We start from the raw sequence: 21205 nt of genomic DNA, 5'->3' as shown, positions 1-21205 counted from the left end.
AAACTCATCTGGCGCCAGCGATCAGGGGTGAACGATGGCATGTAATACAACTCCACGTAGGCTTGGCAAACTTCGTCGGAATTGCTGGGCCGATATCCCAGTTGAAGCGGGAATTTATTGGTGGTACTTTCCGAAACGCTGCATTACGCAATTTCAGATGACCGACTATTGTGACACCAAGAATCTGCATCTTCGGACGAGTGCGTCGGGAAAAGTGTGCCTGTATGTGGGAATCGCCACTAGCCTCCGACAGCGGGTCGCATGGCACGCCGCGCAGCCTTTGCGGCAGAGTGCGCTCCGTTCGGGCTTCTTGTCGACTTTTCGTAACACGCTTTTGGCGCTAAATTCAATCGACTACGCTACAGGCGAGGACAGAATCAACAAGTTTGTGGATACGCTCGAAATTGAATGGATTGAGACTGTCGATCTCGACACCGCCAAGCAGCTTGAAGTTAGCGAACTAATCGGCGACTGGCACTATCCGCTGAACATTCAGGGAAATAAACAGCCGCTGCTACAGAGTTACCTGCGTTTTTTGAAGCAACATCGGAAGTCTTACAGAGCACGTATGCTGCATTGAGCGGACTGTTAGCAGCGATAGCGAGTATTTCTCGATGAACTCTGTGCGTTCGCTTCGCGGAGGGCGTGGCCCTCCGGTTAGGCGCGTGAGAAATGATCGGCTCGGCGGAGAAGTCTACAGCTTTTCCAGCGGTCCCACGGTCGCCGTCGCGTATTGCGATAGCGGGTACTTGGCAATCACGGCCAGGACGTCGTCGAGTGTCACCGAGTTTACGGCGTTTAGGTCGTCGGCTACGGCGCGGTATTCGCGGCGCTGGAGCCAGTTGCCGCCGACGTTGAACAGTCGGCTGCGGGGGCGTTCGTTGCCGAGCACCACTCGGGCTTTCACTTTGTTCTTGGCTTGGGTGAGTTCGTCGGCGGTGATGCCATCTCGCTCGACTGCCTCGAAGATCTCTTTGAGGCGGGCCAGATTGTCGGCGGTGTCGTCGGGCTCGCAGGCGACCCAGGTGTAGAACATGCCGAGCCCCTGGTACTCGTAGTGGCCGAGGCTCGCCGACTCGACGAGGCCGGGGTCGACGAGATCCCAGTACATCCGGCTGCCGGAATCATCGCCAACGATCGTGGTGAGGAGCTTCGCGGCAAAGCGATCGGCGTCGCCCGCGGCGGGGGCGTCACGGAGCAACAGGGCGTATTGCTGCGTGCAACTTGCAAGCGTCTTGTGTTCCATCGCCGGCTTCATGGTCGCCGGGGGCGTGTCGCGCGTCGGGTTCGTAGAATCCCAAGAGCCGCACAACTCTTCGGCTTGTTCGACCAAAGCATCGAAGTCCACCTTGCCTGCCGCGGCGATGAACAGGTTGTCGGCCGAGTAGCGATCGCGGTGGTATAGCAGCATCTGCTCGGGCGACATGGCGGTAACGCTCTCTTCGCTACCGATCACGCTGTTGGCGATCGGATGGCCGCCGAAGCAGATTTGCTTCAGGCGATCGTCCATGCCGTAGGGTGGCTGGTCGAGGTACATCTGGATCTCCTCGACGATCACCTTCTTCTCCATCTCGAAATCGCTGGCCCGCAAGCTGGGACGCATGATGTCGGCCAGGATGTCGAGGGCGGCACCTTGGTACTCGGGGAGCACCGAGGCGTAGTAAACGGTGCTCTCTTCGCTGGTAAAGGCGTTGTAGTGCGCACCGATTTCATCGAACTCGCGGTTCACGTCCTCGGCGCTACGGCGCGGGGTGCCCTTGAACACCATGTGTTCGAGGAAATGACTGATGCCGGCGAGTTCAGGCGTTTCGTCGCGCGCACCGGTGCGTACGAAGAACCCGAGGCCCATCGTGTGCGCGGCCGGATTGCACTCGGCGACGATTTCGAGGCCGTTGGCCAGGCGATGCTTACGAAATTCCATCGGGTAGCTCCAGCGGCTCTTGGCCCAGCGTCATGTAGGTGAAATCTTTGGGAGGATTGTCGGCCAGGTAGCCATTGATCGCCTCGGCGGTCAGGGCGTCGACCTTCGCGGCGACTTCCTCCACCGGTCGAACGCGATGCAAGTGATACCAATCGCGCGTCAGCGAGCCGGCCCGCGCGGAGGTCGACTCCTGCTGCATGATCAGGCTGCTCTTGATGCGGGCCTTTAGCCGGGCGAGCTCTTCGGGCGTGATGCCCGTGCCGAGCCGCACGAGTTCGCTGTGCGTGACGTCGAGTGTCTCCTGGGCACGCTCGGCGGTGGTGCCAGCGTAGCAGAACACGGCGGCCCGTTCGCGCTGCGTATGGAGTGAAGCGTAGACCGTGTAGCAGAGGCCACGTTTCTCGCGAACCTCGCTAAACAGCCGGCTGCTCATGCCACCCGACAGCACGCCGACGGCGGACCAGGCTTCGAAATACTGGGGGTGCTTGTAAGGAATGGTCGGGTACGCGATGCCAATGTGCGATTGGTTCGATTCGTACTCAATGTGCGTATCGGTAAGATTCGGGAGAACGATCGGTTCGTCGTCTTCGGCCTGAACTTTCCAGTCACCGAACAGTTTGTTGACGGCGTCCTTCACTTCGTTCCAGTCGAAGTTCCCCGCAACGCCCAGGATCGCCTCGCGCGGCCCGTAACGCTTTGTGTAAAACTCGGTGATGTCGTCCATCGAGATATTGGCGATGGCGTCAAGCTCGCCGTGACTCGGCCGACCCCAGGGATCGGGGTAGTGACGACGGCGAAGTTCCATCATCAACTTCTGAGCGGGCTCGTCCTCGACACCGCGGATTTCCTGCACGCACACGGCGCGACCCGATTCGAGTTGATCGGCGGGCAGATGCGGACGGCGGACGATGTCGGCGTAAATCGACAGCGCGGGGAGCAAGCTCTCGCCAATGGTCGCGCCGCTGAAGCTAGCTTGCGATACCCCAACCGACTCGCCCCGCTCGACGCCCAGGTTCTCCAGGTCGTTGATCAACTGCCGGCTGTCTCGCGAGCCAGCTCCGCGAAGCATCATCTCGCAGGTCAAACTGCCGAGACCAGCCGTGTCTGGCGTGTCGTGTCGACACCCCGCCGGCACGAGCAGCGAGAACGCCGCCGATTGAAACGCTTTGGAGGGTTCGCCCAGCAGGACCAGGCCGTTGTCGAGTTGATGGACGTATTCGGTAGGCACCGGCGATTTCTTGGCGAAGGAGGTGGATTGAAGCCGAACCGGCTAATTGTGCCCATTCAGCCCGCCGAGGCAAGTGCGGTGGGGTGAGCGTCGGGAGCTGGAGGAGTGAGCCATTGTGTCATTCCGACGGGAGTAACACGACCGAGGAATCTCGTTTGGAGCTGAAGACGACCTGCAACTTCCCGGGTATTGTGCCGAGAGTTGATGGCGGAGCAGCCCAGCAACAGTGGCCAAGGAGATCCTTCGGTCGCCTAGGCTCCCTCAGGATGACATGGGCGCGGCCGCTCAACTATACGCCAACTCCACCGACTTATAGATTGTCTTTGAGCGGCGGAAGCCGAGGCGTTGGTAGAGTCGTACCGCGCCGACGTTCTGCACGGTAACTTCGAGGTAGGCTCGCTCGAGGCCCACTTGCTGGAAACCAATGAGGGCCGCCGTAACCAGTGCCGCGCCGAGGCCCTGGCCGCGGTGATAGGGCACCACGCCTACGTTCTGGATGGAACCAAAGCGTTGATCAAGCTTGATGCCTTGAATCGTCGCGCATGGCTCGCGGTGACCATCGCGGTCCATCGCTTCAATGAGCCAAGTCGCTTCGGGCGTAAAGGCCGTGCCGGACGTGATGCCCTGCATCAGTTGCTGGCAGCCATCGGGTGTGCTGAGGCTCGGGAAAATGCCGGCGTCGATCTCGTCGTGGAAGCTCAGGTACTTCACCTCCGAGTGGGCATCGAGCAACTCGGGCGTCCACGCTCGGAGTCGGTAACCGGCAGGCAAGCGCGCGGGGGCAATGGTCCGCCGAGTGAGGTCGGCCTCCATGCGATAGCGTTTGACGTAGGTGACACTCATCGACGCGTCCGCACCATGATGGCCTGCCGTAAACGGCCAGAACCAGTAGCCCGTGGATAGTAGGGAAGGGAACATGCGAAGTGCCTCCAGCGCGTTTCCTCGCAGCACTTGCAATGTACCGCTGCGGAAATAGCGGGTCAAACTTTGCGAGCCGGGTTTGGCGGGGTTTGGTGGCGTAGCGTCCCTACAGAGTTCCGATTGTAGGGCCCCGGTCTCTGGGGGCCGCGAGAGCCGGGTCGGCTCCGACTCTGGAAACTCCGAGAGCTGAGACGCCAAACTTAAAGGCAGGAATTCCGGGGGCGGGGAGGCCCTGGCTTGCCCGTTTGCGCTATCCGAAGGGGTCTTCGCTTGACTTTCGCCCTGGCACCGGAGTAGATTTTGATTAATCAAAAACAGCGGCAACTTGTGAACCTGTAACGAGTTTCGACCGATGCCAACCTCTCGAATTTCCATCGCGGACTGCCTTTGCCTGGCGCTGCTGTCTGGCGTCGTGGCAGGGTGTCAGCCAAGTGCGGAGCAGGGGGGGCAGTTCAGGTTCGAAGGCAATGGACCGATCAAAATCGTATGCACGACCCAGCAGGTTGCCGATGCACTGCAAAACATCGCCGGACAGCACGCCCAAATCGAAGCCCTCATGGGTCCCGGCGTCGACCCGCATCTTTATCGCACAAAGCCATCGGACCTGCTGAAGCTGCAGGACGCTGACATTGTGTTCTACAACGGTCTGCACCTCGAAGGTCGAGTGGCCGATGCCCTCGAGCAACTTGGACAGCGCAAGCCAGTGGTCCCGCTCGCGGGGAAGCTGGAGGAAGGTCACGATCCGCGTTTGCTGTCGCCGACCGATGCCTCGGGCGTGCACGATCCCCATTTGTGGCACGACGTGCAATTGTGGAGCGACTGCGTCGGCTACGCCGCCGAGCGACTTGCCGAGTTCGACCCCGCGCGGGCGAACGATTACCGCGCGAATGCCGAGGCTTATCGCGCAGAGCTCGCCGAACTCGATGGCGAAGTCCGCGCGGCGATCGAATCGATTCCCGCCGAAGGGCGCTTACTGGTCACCGCGCACGACGCGTTTGGGTACTTCAGCAAGGCCTACGGCATCGAGACCATCGGCCTTAAGGGAATCAGCACCGAAGACGAAGCCGACTTTTCCCACCTAGATCATGTCCGCGAAGTGCTGGTCGAACGAGAAGTGCCGGCTGTGTTTGTCGAGTCTTCTACGTCGCCGCGCTTAGTGAATAAGTTGATCGAAGAATGCGCCGCCTCGGGGCACGAAGTCCGCGTGGGCGACGAACTCTACTCCGACGCCATGGGCCCGGCCGGCTCGGGCGCGGAAACCTATACCGGAATGATTCGCGCAAACGTCGCTGCGATCGTGGAAGGATTGAAGGAGGCGGAAAAGTAGCCGGATTCGCAAGAATTCGGGTGGTGCTAGGTAGCCGTCCCGAACTCTTGCGAGTACGGCTACCACAGAGCCATGCCAATGCAAGCCTCTCAACCCGAGCTTCGTACCACGAGCGCCGTCACTGCACTCGAAGTACACGACATGACCGTGGCGTATCGGCGTAAGCCGGTGCTGTGGGACATCGATCTGACGGTGCCTGAGGGCAAACTTGTTGGCATCGTGGGACCGAACGGGGCCGGGAAGTCGACGTTCATCAAGGCCGTACTCGGACTGGTGCCGCTTGCGAGTGGTAAAGTCGAGATCTATGGCAAGCCGTACGACCAGCAGCGAGGCGTCGTGGGCTACGTCCCCCAGCGCGAGAGCGTCGACTGGGACTTCCCCGTCACGGCACTCGACGTGGTGCTGATGGGGACGTACGGCCGGCTTGGTTGGTTCCGCCGACCAGGGGCCAAAGAACGCGACCTCGCGCGGCAGTGTCTCGCGCAGGTGGAACTCGCCGACTTCGCAGACCGGCAGATCCGTCAGCTATCCGGTGGACAGCAGCAGCGCGTGTTCCTCGCCCGCGCGCTAGCTCAGGACGCCAAGGTCTACTTCATGGACGAGCCGTTCGCCGGCGTCGACGCAGCCACCGAGGCAGCGATCCTCGGGCTGCTGCAAAACCTTCGCTCTGCGGGAAAGACCGTGTTCGTCGTGCACCATGATTTGCAAACTACCCAGGAGTACTTCGACTGGGTCATCCTGCTCAACATGCGACTGTTGGCATGTGGCCCCGTCGACACGACGTTTACCACTGAGAACTTACAGAAGACGTATGGCGGACGATTGACGATTTTGGATCAGGCCGCCGAAGCGGTTCGGCAGCGGGCACCCGAGTGACCATCGTCTACCGAGCGTCACCTACTCTTCCACTCACCAATCAGCATGCTCCCCACCTCCATACTCTGGAACGTTATGCTCGGAGCCGCGCTGCTTGGCGCGGCGGCGGGGTTCGTGGGGACGTTCGCGGTGCTCAGACGGCGGGCATTGGTAGGAGACATGCTGTCGCACGCCGCGCTACCGGGCATCGCGATTGTATTCATGGTGTGGCAAACGCGTGACCTCGTGTCGCTATCGCTTGGGGCGTTGGTGGCGGGGTTACTCGGCGTCGCGTGCGTGGCGGCAATTGCGCGTTGGACGCGAACTTCCGAAGACGCTGCGCTCGGCATCGTGCTTAGTGCGTTTTTCGGTCTTGGGGTCGTGCTGCTCACCGTGCTGCAAGACAACCCCGCCGGCAATAAGGCGGGTCTCGACTCGTTTTTGTTTGGCGAGATCGCTAGTCTCCGGGTGCAGGACATCCAAGTGATCAGCATTGTCGCGGCCGCGCTGTTGGTGCTTGTTCTAGTGCTGTACAAGGAGCTCAAGCTATTGTCGTTTGACACCGGTTTTGCGGCAGCGCAAGGATGGCCCGTCTTCTGGCTTGATCTCGTGATCATGGCGGCGATTGCGGTGGTCACTATTATTGGCCTCCCGATTTGCGGCGTCATCCTGATGGCCGCCATGTTGATCGCCCCGGCTGCCGCCGCGAGGTTCTGGACGAATCGCTTAGGCCGACTACTCGCCATTGCGTCGCTGTTCGGTGGGCTTGCCGGCATCGCGGGATGTTTGCTGGCGGCGCCTGGTGTGCTGGAACGCATGGGGGTCGGCAAGGTCACAGCGATTTCGGTGAGTGGTCTGCCACCCGGTCCGCTGATTGTCCTCGCCGGCGCTGGCATCCTCTTGCTATCGATGATCGCGGCCCCGGAGCGCGGTATCCTCTCCCGCTGGTGGCACGAGCGAAAGCTGCGTCATCGCGTCGAACGCGATCACCTACTGCGAGCGGTCTACGAACTTAGCCCCGCCCCCGAATCAAAATGCCCTTGGATCGACTTCGATCGTCTCGCCGATCATGGCGGCTGGAGCGCCGAAACGATCGCCGTGCACACGCACCAAGCCATGCGCGAAGGGCTCATTGAACGCGTTGGCCCGAGGCTTCGCTTCACGCCGGCCGGTTATCGAAGTGCTGCCCAGTTGGTACGTGCCCATCGCTTATGGGAGCTGTATCGCCTCAGTCGCCACCATCGTTCGATCGACGACATCCACCACGACGCCGACGATCTGGAACACCTGTTATCGCCCGACTCGGTGGATCAGCTCGAACAGTTACTCGTTGCCGAAGGCCGATTGCCTGCGACGGCCCCCGGGGACGTGCCTCGTTCGCCTCATGCGATCAAGGATAACTCTAAGCAAGTGAGAGACACGACAAAATGAGCCACGGATTATCACGGATGAAATACGGATGCGATGTGGCACCGCGAAAATGCAAGCAATGAATTCCCCCCCCTTTCTCTAAATCCGACGACCTTTCTATCCGTGTTTCATCCGTGTCTATCCGTGGCTTAAGAAACAACCATTAACCACCATGCCGCTCGCCGTTATTGACCTGTTCGCCTCGGAGACGCTGCCCATGATGCTGCGCATCATGCTGGTGGCGGTGCTCGTGAACTTGTCGTGCGCGCTGGTGGGGTCGCTGCTGGTGCTCCGGCGGATGAGCTTGATGGGCGATGCCCTGTCGCATGCCGTTCTGCCGGGCTTGGTGCTTGCGTTTATGTTCTCGGGGAGCCTGAGCATCGTGCCGATGTTCATCGGCGCGGTGCTCGCCGGCGTGGCGACCACTTTCCTAACGCAGACACTGCACCACTATGGCAAGCTCTCCACCGATGCGGCGATGGGCGTGGTGTTTACATCGCTGTTTGCGCTAGGCGTGGTGCTGCTGAAACTGTTTGGTTCCCGCGTCCACCTCGATATTGCCTGCGTTTACGAGGGTTCGCTCGTCTCGGTACTCGATACCATTCGGCTAGGCGGCGTCGAATTGCCCCGTCAGATCTTGGTGGCACTTCCCGTCCTGCTAGTCAACATCGTGGCCATCGTGCTTCTATGGAAGGAACTGAAGATCACAACGTTCGATTCGTCGCTCGCCACTTCGATGGGCATCTCGTCGCCGGTGGTTCATTACACGCTGATGACGCTCGTCGCGCTCACCGCCGTCGCGTCGTTCCAAGTCGTGGGTTCAATTCTCGTGATCGCGATGTTGATTATCCCCCCCGCGGCCGCGCAGCTCTGTGTTGAACGGATGGGGCGGATGGTGATGCTGGCGTGTGCAATTGGCGCTGGGGTTGGTGTCGTCGGCACGCTGGTCGCCATGCGATTCGACCTCTCGCCGCCCGGCGTGATGTCCGTCATGGCCGGGGGCGTTTACCTGCTCGCCGCCATCTTCTCGCCGACCGGGGGCGTCGTCTCGCGGGTATGGTTCAACTACCAAACGGCGTCGCGCATCGTCCGCGAGGACATTCTCGCCATGCTGTACCGCGTGGAAGAAACGAGTCCTACGCGGTCCCTCACCAAACGCGAAGCGATCGAAGCCGTGGGGGGCGGGCTCGCGGCGCGGAACTCACTGCGAAAACTTGTCCGTCAAGGCGAAGTGCTGCCGACGAATGGCAACGTGATCCTCACGCACCAAGGCCGCACCCAGGCGATGAAGCTCGTCCGAACGCACCGGTTGTGGGAGACCTATTTGCACGAAGAGCTTGGATTGCCGCTCGACCACGTCCACGAGCCCGCGCACCGCGTCGAGCACTACCTGGACGAGAAGATCCAGGAGCAACTGGCGAGTCGCTTACCCAAAGGAGCCGGCGATCCACACGGGCGCGAGATACCGGAGTAGCGCTTTGCCATCGAGCCGCCAGCGTAAGCTGGTGGAGGTGGTACCACTTGGCCTTGCTCCGCCAGCTAACGCTGGCGGCTCGATTCGCCTATTTTCCTTCCACCAACCCTCGCAGCGTCCGCAAGTTCATCACGTCGAAATCTTCGCCCGCGTCGCTGGTGCCCTTAGGAGTTTCCAGGTACATCGGCACCTTTTTGAAGCGGCGGTCGTTCATCAGGTGGCGGAACGGTTCGAGTCCCATCGCCCCTTCGCCGATGTGGGCGTGGCGGTCGACGCGCGAGCCGAGAGGCTTCACGCTGTCGTTCACATGAAACGCCTTCACGAGGTCGAGTCCCACCGTCTGGTCGAGGGCCTTGAACGTCGCGGTGTATTCTTTCTTGGTCTCCATCGCGTAACCCGCCGCGAACGCGTGGCACGTGTCAATGCACACGCCAAGCCGTTCCGGGTTGCGCGTCTTGGCAATGATGTCGGCCAGATGCTCGAACCGCCAGCCAAGGTTCGAGCCTTGCCCCGCGGTGTTTTCGAGCAGCACTTGCGACGCGATGCCCTTGGTCTGCTTGTGAACCTCGTCGAGGCCCTTGGCGATCCGCTTGATGCCCGCTTCTTCGCTAGTTGTGGTGAACGCCCCCGGGTGGGCGACAACATACGGAATACCTAGCTTCGCCGCCCGCTGAAGTTCGACCACCAACGCGTCGATCGACTTCTTCCATAGCTCGTCGTCGGGACTGCCGAGGTTGATTAAATAGGAGTCGTGCGCGATGGGGTGGGTGATGCCCAGCTCCTTGAGCGCCGCCTGAAACCGCTCGGCGTCCGCGTCGGTGAGCTCCTTGGCCCGCCACTGGTTGTTGTTCTTGGTGAAGAGCTGCACGCAGTTGCAACCGGCTGCCTCGGCAGCTTCGACGGCCTTGTAATAGCCGCCCGCGATCGACATGTGGGCACCGAGTGTGGGCATTGGACGTTTGCTTCCGAAAGGGGCTGTTGTGTGGTTGCAATACCCCGCGTAAAATCGCGGTTTTCCTACCGTACACCACCACCTGCCTCGAGAACATCCTGCCATGCAGCGCACGCTCATTCTGCTCAAGCCCGATTGTGTTCAACGCCGTTTGATGGGCCGCATCATTTCGCGGTTCGAGGACAAGGGTCTGACGTTCGTCGCGATGAAGCTGATGCAGGTCAAGCCAGAGCTTGCCAAGCAGCACTACGCCGAACACGTCGAGAAGGGGTGGTACCCGACGCTCGAGGAGTTCATCACCGGCGGACCGATTCTCGCCGCGGTGCTCGAGGGCCTCGAAGCGATTCAAGTGGTTCGCGACATGCTCGGCGCTACCAGCGGACTGAAGGCCGCTCCCGGCACCATCCGCGGCGACTACAGCAGCAGCCGGCAGATGAACTTGGTGCACGGCTCCGATGGCCCCGAGGCGGCCGAACGCGAGATCGCCCTGTACTTCGCCAAGGACGAACTGGTCGACCACACGCCGACGATCGCCACCTGGATGCGCGCAGCGGACGAGTAGGCCAAGATCGGGCTTCTCGGTAGAATGGACGGTGTCTTGAGCACTTCACCTAGGGAGGCCACATGGCAGATGTAGACTCTGACGACGTAGTTGCCATCGAGTATGCCGGGAAGTGGTTGGCCTGGGATTTCGAAGAAACCAGGATTCTTGCTTCGGCCGAATCCTACGAAGACGCGAAAGCGGCAGCGTTGTCCACGGGTGAATCGAGGCCGGTGTTGGTGCGCGCACCCGATGCGGACAAGCGTTTCATCGGCCTGCATTCATGAAGTGGAAGTACCGCAAATACTCGGTTGACGCGTCACCTCTATGCCCCAGTGGTGTGGCTCGGCGGCCTGAGGCGAAGCTCAGATTGCGAGGCGCGAACGGTGACGTTTACGTCCGCGCGTTGGTCGACACGGGTGCCGACCACTGTCTTTTTCCGCTTTCTATTGCGGAGGACATCGGAGTAGAGTTGCTCGAGAAGCAAGCCGACGTTGCTAAAGGATTTAGTGGGCACGAAGTCGAGGTCATACCCGGCAGGGTTGGGCTGACGTTGCTAAGCGGAGAGCTGACGTACGGCTGGAATACGATCGTTGGATTTGCAAAGTTTCCATCCCGTTCCGATGAATGTTGTATTTTGGGTCGGACAGGCGGGCTGGAGCACTTTATCGCAATTTTCGACGAATTGAACCTGGAAGTCTCGCTGGAGCCGGTTCAGAGCCTTTCTTAGGCCGGCGTTTGAAAAATGGGCGATAACCGTTTGCTCCCGGCGAACTCGTAGACAACACATCCCCCGTTTCGATTGGAGGTAGTTATGTCACGATTTGCCGCGCGCTGCTGGATCGTCTGCTGCTTCGCGATCTCGTTGGCGACTACGGCTTCCAGCGCGGAGCCTCTGGAAGCTCGCATCGATGCCCTCGCCCGGCCCTACGTCGATGGCGAGGTCGTCGTTGGCATGGTGGTGGGGGTCGTGCACGATGGCAGGATGGTGATCCGCGGGTATGGCAAGGTAGCTGACGGGACGGATAGGGTGCCCGATGGCGATACGCTGTACGAGATTGGGTCGGTTACCAAAGTGATGACGGGCATCCTGCTCGCCGACGCAGTCACGCAGGGGCGGATGACGCTCGAAGATCCGGCGAGCAGGTTTCTGCCTGAAACCGTGCGAATGCCTTCGCGGGACGAGCAGGCAATCTTGCTCCGCCATTTGGCGACACACACGTCGGGGCTGCCTCGCATGCCGTCGAACTTCTCGCCCAAGGACCCTGCGAATCCGTACGCCGACTATTCGGTGGAGCAGATGGTCGAGTTCCTGAGCGGGCACGAGTTGGCTCGCCTGCCAGGTGCCAAGAAAGAGTATTCCAACTTGGGCGTTGGCTTGCTCGGTCATCTGCTGGCGCGTGACGCGGGCGTGAATTACGAGGAGCTGTTTGTCGACCGAATTGCCAAGCCGCTCGATCTTCGTGATACGCGCATTTCACTTAGTGAAGATCAACAGCGTCGCCTCGCACCCCCCTACGACGGCGATGGAGAGCCTGCCGCGAACTGGGACATTCCCACATTCGCCGGTGCCGGGGCGCTTCGTAGTTCAGCGAGTGACATGCTGAAGTTCGCCGCCGCGTCGCTTTCGCCACCGAAGGGCGAATTGGGCGAGGCAATGGAACTCGCCTGGAAAGAGCACCAAGCCCCGCTCGATGGCGAATTCGCGATGGGGCTAGGCTGGACGATCGCCCGCGACGGTTCGACTCGCTGGCACAGCGGACAAACCGGCGGGTACCACTCGGCCCTGTTCGTAAGTCGCCCGGCGAACGCGGCGGTCATCGTGCTCACCAACACTGGAAATGGCGAGGTCGATGCGCTCGCCGAGCAGTTGATACAGATGCTTGCGGGCGCTGACGTGAAGCCCCGCGAGTTCGCGCAGCCGGTGCACGTCGCAGATGAAGTCATGCAGCGGTACGTGGGCAAGTACCAGCTAGCCCCCGGATTTGTGCTCACCGTTACCACGGAGAATGGCAAGCTATACGTCCAAGCGACCGGCCAGCCGAAGTTTCGCGTCCACCCTCGATCAGACACCGAATGGTACTACAAAGTGGTCGACGCCAGGCTAGTGTTCGATGTCGACGATGCTGGTGAATGCACCGAGCTCACGCTGCACCAGAATGGGCTCGCGCTCCCGGCGGCGAAGTCGGGACAGTAACTCGCTACCGCTGCTCCAGCAGTTCGTACCGCTGAATCTTTCGATCTAGCGTCGACCGTTCGATACCCAAGATCGTCGCGGCTTTGCTCTTGTTCCAGCCGGTGGATTTGAGCACCGCCAGGATGTGGTGCTGTTCCATTTCGGCGAGCGAGCACGGCACGAAGCTATCGGCGTGGATGCCGCTGCCGCTGATGCCCGTTTCGGTGTCGCCGGCTGTCTTGAGCGTCGAGAGGATCAGATCGTCGTGGTCGATGTAATCGCCCCGAGCGAGCACGACGGCTCGCTCGATCACGTTCTTCATCTCGCGAACGTTGCCCGGCCAGCGGTACTGTTGCAGCTCTTCGAGGGCTCGCGGCGTGTAGCCACGGATCTTGCGGCCCGTCTCGGCGTTGTAGCGATGCAGGAAGTAGTTGGCGAGCTCGGGGATGTCCTCGGGCCGTTTGCGAAGGCCGGGGACGATGATCTCGAGCACGTGCAAGCGGAAGTACAAGTCGCGGCGGAATCGACCTTCGGAAACTTCTTTTTCCAGATCGCGGTTCGTGGCGGCGATCACACGGACGTCGGCCTTGATCGCCTCGCTACCACCGACGCGCTCAAACGGATGCCCTTCGAGCACGCGGAGGAATTTGGCCTGGATCGTGGGACTCATCTCGCCGATTTCGTCGAGCATCAGCGTCCCTTTGTTCGCCGACTCGAACTTGCCGATCTTGCGATGCGTGGCACCGGTAAAAGCACCCTTCTCGTGGCCAAAGAGCTCGCTTTCGAGCAGCGTCTCGCTTAAGGCCGCGCAGTTCAGGCAGACGAACGGGCCTTTCTTGCGGGGACTGGAGAAGTGCACCGCTCGTGCGACGAGTTCCTTGCCGACGCCGCTTTCGCCGCGGATCAGCACCGTGGCACGGCTTGGTGCAGCGCGGGCAATTTGCTGGGCAACGCGGTGCATTGCCTCGCTACCACCGACGATCTCGCTCTGCACGCCCAGCTGTTCGCGAAGCTGGACGTTTTCGTCCCGCATCAAATTTAGGTTCTCGGCCAGTTCCTGCCGGCGGTCGAGATTCTGAAGCGTCATCGACACCGTGTCGGCCACGGCGAGCGAGAACTCCAAATCATCAGGATCGAGCGGCCGGGCGGCGTCGGTCGAGTACAAGTGCAAAATGCCGAGCACCTTGCCGTCCTGCCGAATCGGCGCGCAGATAACGCTGGTCGCCAGGATGTCGCCGCTCGAATCGCGAGCACCGAGTTGGCTGTCGTCCATCACGTTGCGGGCGAGCACGCCTTGGCCGTCGCGCATCACGGTGGACGCGAGGAACTGACTCACGCGGTGGTACTTGTGGGCCGATTCGCTTCGCGAGGCAATCACCTCGAGCGTATCGAGCGTGCGCCCCCCCTGTGCATCGCGGCCTCGCAGCAGCAGTCCGCCGGCATCGATCTGAGTGCTTTCGAAGAGCGCCGAGAGCGCGGTGTTCGATAGCGAAATGACATCGGTCGTCTTGGCGAGCTCAAACGCCAAGCGGCAGAGCTTCGCGGCCGCACGGCCAACTTTCGGCGCGGCCACCTCTTCGTCGCTGTCGCTCGCTGCCGCTTCGAGGAATCGGCTCTGGCCTCGGCGATGGGTGATTTGCGTGGGCTCGACCGGTTCGAAGACGCTCTCGTCGTCCTCGTCGGTTGTTACGAGTCGGTCCCCTGGACTGTCGACCGGCCGCGACGAGCGCAACACGCTCGACGGGTCGGGGAACGCGTGCGAAAGGTTGTCGACAAACGCCAAGTGCGAGTTGCCAATACGAATGATGTCGCCTGGCTCAAGCACGTAGTCGGAGGTGATCGCAGCGCCATCGACCTGCGTGCCATTGCGGCTGTCGAGGTCGCGGAGGGTCCACTGGTGCTGGACTTGGAAGATTTCGGCGTGGTTGCGGCTACACCGCTCGTCCTTGACGACGATGGCGTTGGTGGGCGCTCGGCCGATCGTGACCGACTCGCCTTCGACCAGACGGAACACGTCGGTCCACTTCGAGCCTTCGCGTATCACCAAATAGGCGGTCATCGATTCCAATGCGTCTTTTCCCATTCGTTCGCGGGTTGGGGGGAACGGCAGCCACGACCTCCCCGCCAATCGCCGTCTTGTTCAGCCTATTCCTATCATACCCAGGTCATCAAGCCTAAACGCGTGGAAATGGGCCCGGGGGCGGGACTTAGCGCGTTCGGGACCAGGTGCGGGGTGGCCATCGCTGGAAAATTCGGCATAGTTTGCCGAGTCGGCCCCGGCAGGAAGGTTTGGCCGGGCCGGAAGTGGCCCGAAAGGCCGAAACTATTTGCGGTGGCGAGACTTAGCGATTATTTTGGAATAGCCGGTCAACAGCCGGTCGAACTAGCGGTATGCCCCCTCGGCCTCCGCTAGAGGTCCCGCGACACACCCGTGGCGCGTGGACACCCATCGCCCTTACAACGACTGGTGCCGTGCGTTCGCACCGCCATCGCGATTTCCCGGAGAGATGAAGATGCAATTCGTGCCACGTTTCCCGCTTCTGGCTATGGCCTGTGTGGCCGTGCTGTTCGCCCAGTGCCAATCTACTCGGGCGGGCGGTTTTCTTCGTCAGAATGCCGTGGGTGGTGTGTCGATCGACGCCGAAGGGGTGCTCGCCAATCCGGAGATCGGAGACCCCGAGAAACTCAACGCCGCGTGGCAGTCGGGCCTCGAAGAAGTGCCCGGCGACATCGCCAAGAAAAGCAACCTTCGCTTCGTTTCGCTCCGACAGCTCGAGCGTATTGTTGCCGAGAAGCGCGAAGCTGGCCTGCCTGTGCCCGACGACGTGATGCTGATGGCTGGTCTACAGCGCATTCAGTACGTGCTGGTTTATCCCGAAGCCAAGGACATTGTGCTTGCAGGTCCCGCCGAAGGTTGGCGGATCGATGCCTTGGGCAACGTGGTCGGCGATACTACCGGCCGCCCTGTGATCGCTCTCGACGACTTCATGGTCGCGCTGCGTGCGGCGATGGATCAACCCGGTGCCGGCATGAGCTGCTCGATCGATCCCACGCCCGAAGGCCTCGCCCGCGTGCAAAAGATTTCGCGTGACTTCAACGCCAACACCGGACCCGAGCGAGCTTCGAACGCCATTGCTCAAGCCCTCGGCTACCAGACCATTTCGGTCACCGGTGTCCCCGACACTTCGCACTTCGCTCGCACCATGGTGGCGGCCGACTTCCGTATGAAGCGTCTGGCGATGGGTTTCGAGCCCGCCCCGATCCCCGGTATGCCGAGCTACCTCGCACTGTTGGGTAAGAATCGTGGCCGCCTCTCGCAAAACATGCTCCCCCGCTGGTGGCTCGCCCCCGACTACCAGCCGCTGCTGCGTGACGAGGCTGGCCTCGCTTGGGAACTCCGCGGGCAAGGCGTGAAGTGCATGACCGAAGAAGATTACGTCAACGCCCAGGGTGAGAAGACCGGCACCGGCAAGGCCAGTGGCCCCGCTCAAAAGTGGGCCGATAGCTTCACCCAGAAATTCGAAGAACTCGCGAACCACGATTCGTCGTTTGGTCAGCTTCGCAACGCGATGGACCTCGCCGTTGTCACGACGTTGATCGTGCACGAAGGCATGGCAGAACAAGTTGGGCTCGACATGCCATGGCTCGCCGGCAAGTTCGAAGTCGAGAGCTACAACGCCCCCAAGCGAGTTGCCACGCAAACCACCTTCATCAAGGCAGGTGGCCAGTGGCTGATCAGCGCCTCGGGCGGCGTGCAGATCTCCCCTGGCGAAATCCTCGCCAACCCCGAAACCACCCAGAAGATCGCCAGCGTGCCGCAGGATTCGAAGCCCGCGAGCGACAAGTGGTGGTGGGACGCGAAGTAAGCTTCGCCCCGGTGGAAAACGGATCAATCCACTAGCCGGAGGGCCGCGCCCTCCGCGAGGTGCAGCAGTCGGCGCCACTGGGGAGCCCTTGCGCAAACAGCAAACACGCGTCCAGCAGGTCAAGGCTCCAAAACCGGAACATCACCTCGTGCTATTCAGTCCTTCGGCATCATGCGGGTCGTTAAACTAAGGGAGACGGCAGTTCCCCTTACGACCTTCTACCGCAGGCCGGTGATGACACGATTGAGCTTCCTAGCGCTACTCGCGGTCTTGGCGGCTGCCTCCTTCACTCATGCGGGGGAAGTATCGCCTTGCGAGTACACCCTTGAGCTGGATGTCGTCTCCGAGGGCTTCGACAAAAAAACCTGCTGGGTCCACCCACGGGCCGGCATCTTGCCGGCAGGAACGCCCGGAGCTCCGACGGATCATCCTGCTGTTGTGCTCACGCTCAACAAGCTCCGCATTGATGGGATGGATACCTACTCGGAGATATTCGACATGCGGTCCGACGATCTCGGGCGCACTTGGACAGCGCCGTCGCCGCACGCTGAATCGCTTGGCCACTGGCCTACGGAGGAGGGTGGCACGCGATCCATTGGCGACTTCACTCCCAAGTGGCACGCGAAGTCCGGCAAGCTGCTCGGCACCGGTCATACCGTGTGGTACACGGCCGACGGCAACGTGAAGAAAGTCCGCCCGCGCCACACGGCGTACTCGGTCTACGACCCCGTAGCGCGAACGTGGAGCCGCCGTCAGGATCTTCAGATGCCCGACGACCCCCGCTTCGCCAACGCCGGCGCGGGATGCACGCAGCGTTACGATCTGCCCGATGGCGACATCCTGCTTCCCATCTACTTCAAAGAACCTGGCGGCGCCCAGGCGAGCGCAACGGTGGTTCGTGCGTCGTTCGATGGCGAGACTCTTAAGTACCTGGAGCACGGTACGGAACTCACCATTCCCAATTCGCGTGGCTTCGGCGAACCTTCGATCACCAAGTACAAGGACAAATACTTTCTCACGCTCCGAAACGACCTCGCGGGCTACGTCGCCACGAGTGACGATGGTCTGCACATCGACGAGCCCCGCAAATGGACGTTCGACGATGGCACGGAGCTAGGCAGCTACAACACCCAGCAGCACTGGGTGACGCATTCCAACGGGCTGTTCCTGGTTTACACGCGTCGCGGCGCGAACAACGACCATGTGTTCCGCCATCGCGCGCCCTTGTTCATGGCCCAGGTCGACCCCGAGCGGCTCTGCGTGATCCGTGACACCGAGCAGATTCTCGTGCCCGAGAAAGGGGCTCGTCTGGGAAACTTTGGCGTTTGCGACATCAGTCCCAATGAGACTTGGGTCACCACGGCCGAGTGGATGCAAACCACCGGACCGAATCCCCGCGACTGGCGAGTCCCCATGAAGTATGGCTCCGACAACCGCGTGTACGTAGCCCGCATTAAGTGGCATGAGCCGAATGAGCTCGTCCCGTAGCCGGATTCGCCAGAATTCGAGGGGATTTGGGCACGCTCCGAATTCTGGCGAACTCGGCTACCTGCTCATCTACTCGTCGCCTTCCCACTGATAGGGCACCGTTTCGTCCCAGTCGTGGTGCGGCGTAGGCGGACCACCGGCGACCTGCCAGATGAACGTCCAGTGGCAGGCGATGCCAATCAGCACCGCAACGTGCCAGACTTCGTGCGGGCCGACGAAACCTGGAATCAACTTTGGCCAGCCAAGGCCCAGACCGATTGCCCCCAGCGTATAGGCGAGTCCGCCGGCGAGCAGCCAGCGCATGTAGGTGAAGCCGTAGCGCTGCCAGATGACAAGCGCGGCCACTGAACCCATCCAGCCCATCGCCAGGAAGATGCCGAGACCAAACCAGGGCGAGAAACTATTGAAGTAGATGGTTCGAAGAGTTAGCCCCGCGATGGCGACCGACCAGATCGCAAACAGCAGTACCCAGCGAGCTTTGCCCTTAAAGAGCTGAACGTAAAGCGGCGTGCAGGTGCCGGCGATCAGCACGAAGATAGCCGCGATGTCGAGCCGTTTCATGATCGGCCGCACAACGCCACCCGGCGGGAACATGTGGTACACGCCCGAGAGCGACAGGAGCAGCACGCACGCAAACGCGAATAGCGCGAGCGGCCACGGACTGCAGCCGTGTTTCAGCCCCCGACGCACCAGTGCCGGAGCGTATCCAGCGGCGAACACCGCCCCCAACAAGTGGAGGATGCTGCTTACCGGTTCGCGAAACCCGGGGAGTCCATACACGTCAACGAAGTCGGCCATGCCCGGATTGTAACAAATTATCTTCGTAGCCGGATTCGCAAGAATTCGAGAGCCGACGAGTAATCTCCGCACTAGAAACGAAGAACGCGGATGAGAACGAATCAAGCAGGACTGCGGGATCCGTTTCCCCTCAAAGCGAAACGTATCCGTGTCTGTCCTGCCCAATCCGCGTTCATCCGCGTTTCACTATCTTTGCGGTTGAGCAAAGGCCCGAACTCTTGCGAGTCCGGCTACCTTACTTAGGCCACAGGTGCCGTCTTCTGCGGGGCACCGAGGTTCGACTTCTTGATCGCCGAAGGTTGCCGGGGGGCGTCGCCCGTGGGGACGGCATCGGACTCGATGTCGAACCACGCGGGGTCGAATTCGATCCGCGTCTTGTCGGCGATCGCCTTATTGGTGGTGAGCGCGATCACCGCGTCGGCCATCGCCACCTTGGGATGGCAGTGGAGCGTGGTGGCGGGCTTGTTGTTGCGAATGCACCAAGCGAAGTGCTCGATCTCTTCCTGGTATCCACGGCTCACGGCTTCGGTCGGCAGAGCCGCGGCAACCGCGGTGCCACCGCCGGTCTCGTAGCTGTTCACCGCGGCGTCTTTTTCGAGCACCACGGCGGTCGGCTTCTTGCCACCGATCAGGTAGGTGTCCTTCTCGCCTTCGAGGATCAGCGTGCCATCGGTGCCCATGACGATTTCGCCATAACCACCAAAACCATTGCCGTTGATCGACGAGTAGGTGACTACCACCTTCTTGTTGGGATCGGCAATCGGGCCGCCTACCTTGTCGTCCTGGAAGTAACCCTTGCCAGGGAACTCGAACGAGCAGTAGACGTGATCGTCGATATCGCGGTTTTGCTCGTACAGGTGACGACCACCAACGGCGGTCACGCTGAGCGGCGCAACTTTTTGGTGACCATCGAATTGGGCCGAGATGAAGATGCCGGCCGCGTCGAGTTGATGGCTACCAAGTTCGGCCATCAGGCCACCGCCGGTACGATTCCAGAGCCGCCAGCGGATCAGTTCTTCTAGCGGCGAACACTGGTAGCCATTACTGAGGCTGAACGACTGGTAGCCGTAGGCCGCCGCGTCGACATTCGCGTCCTCAATCATCTTGTCGAGTTGCGCAAGGGCCTTCACCCAGCCCTCTTTGTCCTTGCCCTTGATATTGGGGTCGTTCACCCGACCATTGACGCTCTTCCACTTGCTAATGAGGCCATGCACTTCCTTAAAAACGTTCAGGTTGCGCTCGGCCTCAGCAATTTGAGCCTTGTCCTTGGTCTTCTTGGCGGCCTCGAGCTTGCCATTCAGATCGCGGACGCCCAGGTCAAAGTCGCGGGCCGTGAAACCCTTTTCCGGCATTGGCGGACGCCAGCTGTCGGCGGTGCGGTGCCACTGGGCGCGGATGTGATGAATGTCGCCGATCACGCCTTGCTTGATCGTGTCGACCGCGTTGGCGTACAGCACGCTGTAGTGGCGCTGATGACCGGTGGCCAGCAGCTTCTTCTCTTCCTCCGCCACGCGGGCCATCTCTTTGCACTGGCCAATGCTGTGAGCCATTAGCTTTTCGGTCAGCACGTGCTTGCCCGATCGCATCGCGTCGATCGCACACGGATGATGCAACCACAGCGGCAGGGCGATGATCACGGCCTCGATCTCGTCGTTGGCGAGCAGCTCGTCGTAGCCGTCCATGTAGACCTTCACGTCCTTGCGGGCGTCGGCCTCGTTTTTCCAACCCTTTTTCTCGCCGTAGACCTTCACCAGGCCCGGACGAGCCGGTTGACCCTTGCTGTCGGGCCAGTCGCCATTGAATGCACGCCAGACGTTCGAGGGACGGATGTCGCAGATCGCTTTGACGTCGACGTACTCGGGGTTGAGCGCGCCGATCAGCACGTTGCCTTCGTCGCCCGTACCGATGATGCCGACGCGAAGCGGGTCCTTGATCTTCTCGTAGGCAAAGTAAGCCGCCCCCAAACCAATGCCCGCGGCACCGGCGGTATAGGCAACGCCTTGCAGGAAGCCTCGACGATTGACCTTCAAGGTCTCCTCGTAGTGAGCCTTGGCTTCCTTCTTTTGTTCGTCGTTCAATTGCATCGCCCGATACCTCCAGCGATAGTGCGTGGGAAAGTTTTGGTTCGTAGTGAGACCAGGGCGGAGTCCGCCGCGATCACAATGTTCGTTCTAAAGACCAATGCAGAATGCCCAATGACCAACCCATTCGCTTGCGGCTTCATTGGTCATTGTTAATTCATCATTGG

General features: G+C 61.0%; 18 protein-coding genes. 11 read left to right on the top strand and 7 right to left on the bottom strand.

What is annotated here, in order from left to right; translation table 11 throughout:
• Positions 1-34 precede the first annotated feature (34 nt).
• The gene (locus tag SH292x_RS13100) at positions 35-580 is read left to right on the top strand and encodes a GIY-YIG nuclease family protein (protein WP_442481455.1); all 546 of its coding nucleotides are present in this window, start codon (positions 35-37) and stop codon (positions 578-580) included.
• A 114-nt stretch (positions 581-694) separates the two neighbouring features.
• Here SH292x_RS13100 and SH292x_RS13095 read toward each other — a convergent pair whose 3' ends face one another.
• From SH292x_RS13095 to SH292x_RS13085, 3 genes are all read right to left on the bottom strand, one after another.
• Positions 695-1921: a M16 family metallopeptidase gene (locus tag SH292x_RS13095; RefSeq protein ID WP_442481454.1), complete on the bottom strand. Its 1227-nt coding sequence runs from the start codon at positions 1919-1921 to the stop codon at positions 695-697.
• Positions 1908-3149: a M16 family metallopeptidase gene (locus tag SH292x_RS13090; RefSeq protein ID WP_442481453.1), complete on the bottom strand. Its 1242-nt coding sequence runs from the start codon at positions 3147-3149 to the stop codon at positions 1908-1910. The genes SH292x_RS13095 and SH292x_RS13090 overlap by 14 nt, the downstream gene beginning before the upstream one ends.
• Before the next feature lie 285 nt (positions 3150-3434).
• Positions 3435-4067 carry a GNAT family N-acetyltransferase gene (locus tag SH292x_RS13085; RefSeq protein ID WP_442481452.1) on the bottom strand — a complete coding sequence of 211 codons (633 nt, stop codon included), beginning with the start codon at positions 4065-4067 and terminating at the stop codon, positions 3435-3437.
• A gap of 355 nt (positions 4068-4422) precedes the next feature.
• Here SH292x_RS13085 and SH292x_RS13080 point away from each other — a divergent pair, with 355 nt between their 5' ends.
• From SH292x_RS13080 to SH292x_RS13065, 4 genes are all read left to right on the top strand, one after another.
• Complete coding sequence (locus tag SH292x_RS13080) at positions 4423-5397, top strand: metal ABC transporter solute-binding protein, Zn/Mn family (protein ID WP_442481451.1); 975 nt, start codon at positions 4423-4425, stop codon at positions 5395-5397.
• Positions 5398-5469: 72 nt separating this feature from the next.
• A complete protein-coding gene (locus SH292x_RS13075) occupies positions 5470-6273 on the top strand; it encodes a metal ABC transporter ATP-binding protein (protein WP_442481450.1) in 804 nt (267 codons plus the stop codon).
• A gap of 45 nt (positions 6274-6318) precedes the next feature.
• Positions 6319-7683, top strand: a complete 1365-nt coding sequence (locus SH292x_RS13070) for an iron chelate uptake ABC transporter family permease subunit (protein ID WP_442481449.1) — start codon at positions 6319-6321, stop codon at positions 7681-7683.
• Positions 7684-7834: 151 nt separating this feature from the next.
• On the top strand, positions 7835-9136 hold the full coding sequence (locus tag SH292x_RS13065) for a metal ABC transporter permease (RefSeq protein WP_442481448.1): 1302 nt from the start codon (positions 7835-7837) through the stop codon (positions 9134-9136).
• An 88-nt stretch (positions 9137-9224) separates the two neighbouring features.
• Here SH292x_RS13065 and SH292x_RS13060 read toward each other — a convergent pair whose 3' ends face one another.
• Positions 9225-10088: a deoxyribonuclease IV gene (locus tag SH292x_RS13060; RefSeq protein WP_442481447.1), complete on the bottom strand. Its 864-nt coding sequence runs from the start codon at positions 10086-10088 to the stop codon at positions 9225-9227.
• Between the two features lie 103 nt (positions 10089-10191).
• On the opposite strand from SH292x_RS13060, the gene ndk reads away from it, so the two are divergent.
• The 4 genes from ndk to SH292x_RS13040 all read left to right on the top strand — a co-directional run bounded on the left by ndk (position 10192) and on the right by SH292x_RS13040 (position 12826).
• Complete coding sequence (gene ndk, locus SH292x_RS13055) at positions 10192-10650, top strand: nucleoside-diphosphate kinase (protein ID WP_442481446.1); 459 nt, start codon at positions 10192-10194, stop codon at positions 10648-10650.
• A gap of 62 nt (positions 10651-10712) precedes the next feature.
• Positions 10713-10916, top strand: a complete 204-nt coding sequence (locus SH292x_RS13050; RefSeq protein ID WP_442481445.1) for a hypothetical protein — start codon at positions 10713-10715, stop codon at positions 10914-10916.
• On the top strand, positions 10913-11359 hold the full coding sequence (locus SH292x_RS13045; RefSeq protein ID WP_442481444.1) for a retropepsin-like aspartic protease: 447 nt from the start codon (positions 10913-10915) through the stop codon (positions 11357-11359). Before SH292x_RS13050 ends, SH292x_RS13045 begins: the two co-directional genes overlap by 4 nt.
• Positions 11360-11443: 84 nt before the next feature.
• Complete coding sequence (locus tag SH292x_RS13040) at positions 11444-12826, top strand: serine hydrolase (RefSeq protein WP_442481443.1); 1383 nt, start codon at positions 11444-11446, stop codon at positions 12824-12826.
• A gap of 4 nt (positions 12827-12830) precedes the next feature.
• Here the strand turns inward: SH292x_RS13040 and SH292x_RS13035 are convergent, their stop codons facing one another.
• The gene (locus tag SH292x_RS13035; protein ID WP_442481442.1) at positions 12831-14888 is read right to left on the bottom strand and encodes a sigma 54-interacting transcriptional regulator; all 2058 of its coding nucleotides are present in this window, start codon (positions 14886-14888) and stop codon (positions 12831-12833) included.
• A 430-nt stretch (positions 14889-15318) separates the two neighbouring features.
• Here SH292x_RS13035 and SH292x_RS13030 point away from each other — a divergent pair, with 430 nt between their 5' ends.
• On the top strand, positions 15319-16671 hold the full coding sequence (locus tag SH292x_RS13030; RefSeq protein WP_442481441.1) for a DUF1598 domain-containing protein: 1353 nt from the start codon (positions 15319-15321) through the stop codon (positions 16669-16671).
• 234 nt (positions 16672-16905) lie between these two features.
• Positions 16906-18159 (top strand): sialidase family protein, encoded by a 1254-nt coding sequence (locus tag SH292x_RS13025; protein WP_442481440.1) that lies wholly within the window; start codon positions 16906-16908, stop codon positions 18157-18159.
• A gap of 69 nt (positions 18160-18228) precedes the next feature.
• Here SH292x_RS13025 and trhA read toward each other — a convergent pair whose 3' ends face one another.
• Both trhA and SH292x_RS13015 read right to left on the bottom strand, forming a co-directional pair.
• Positions 18229-18957, bottom strand: a complete 729-nt coding sequence (trhA, locus tag SH292x_RS13020; protein WP_442481439.1) for a PAQR family membrane homeostasis protein TrhA — start codon at positions 18955-18957, stop codon at positions 18229-18231.
• 239 nt (positions 18958-19196) lie between these two features.
• Entirely contained in the window at positions 19197-21041 is a 1845-nt protein-coding gene (locus SH292x_RS13015; RefSeq protein ID WP_442481438.1) for a Gfo/Idh/MocA family protein, read from the bottom strand.
• Between the last annotated feature and the right edge of the window lie 164 nt (positions 21042-21205).

Source organism: Aeoliella fuhlenseeensis, assembly GCF_052161615.1.
Taxonomy (GTDB): domain Bacteria; phylum Planctomycetota; class Planctomycetia; order Pirellulales; family Lacipirellulaceae; genus Aeoliella.
This window is presented reverse-complemented; position numbering and strand designations above follow the sequence as displayed.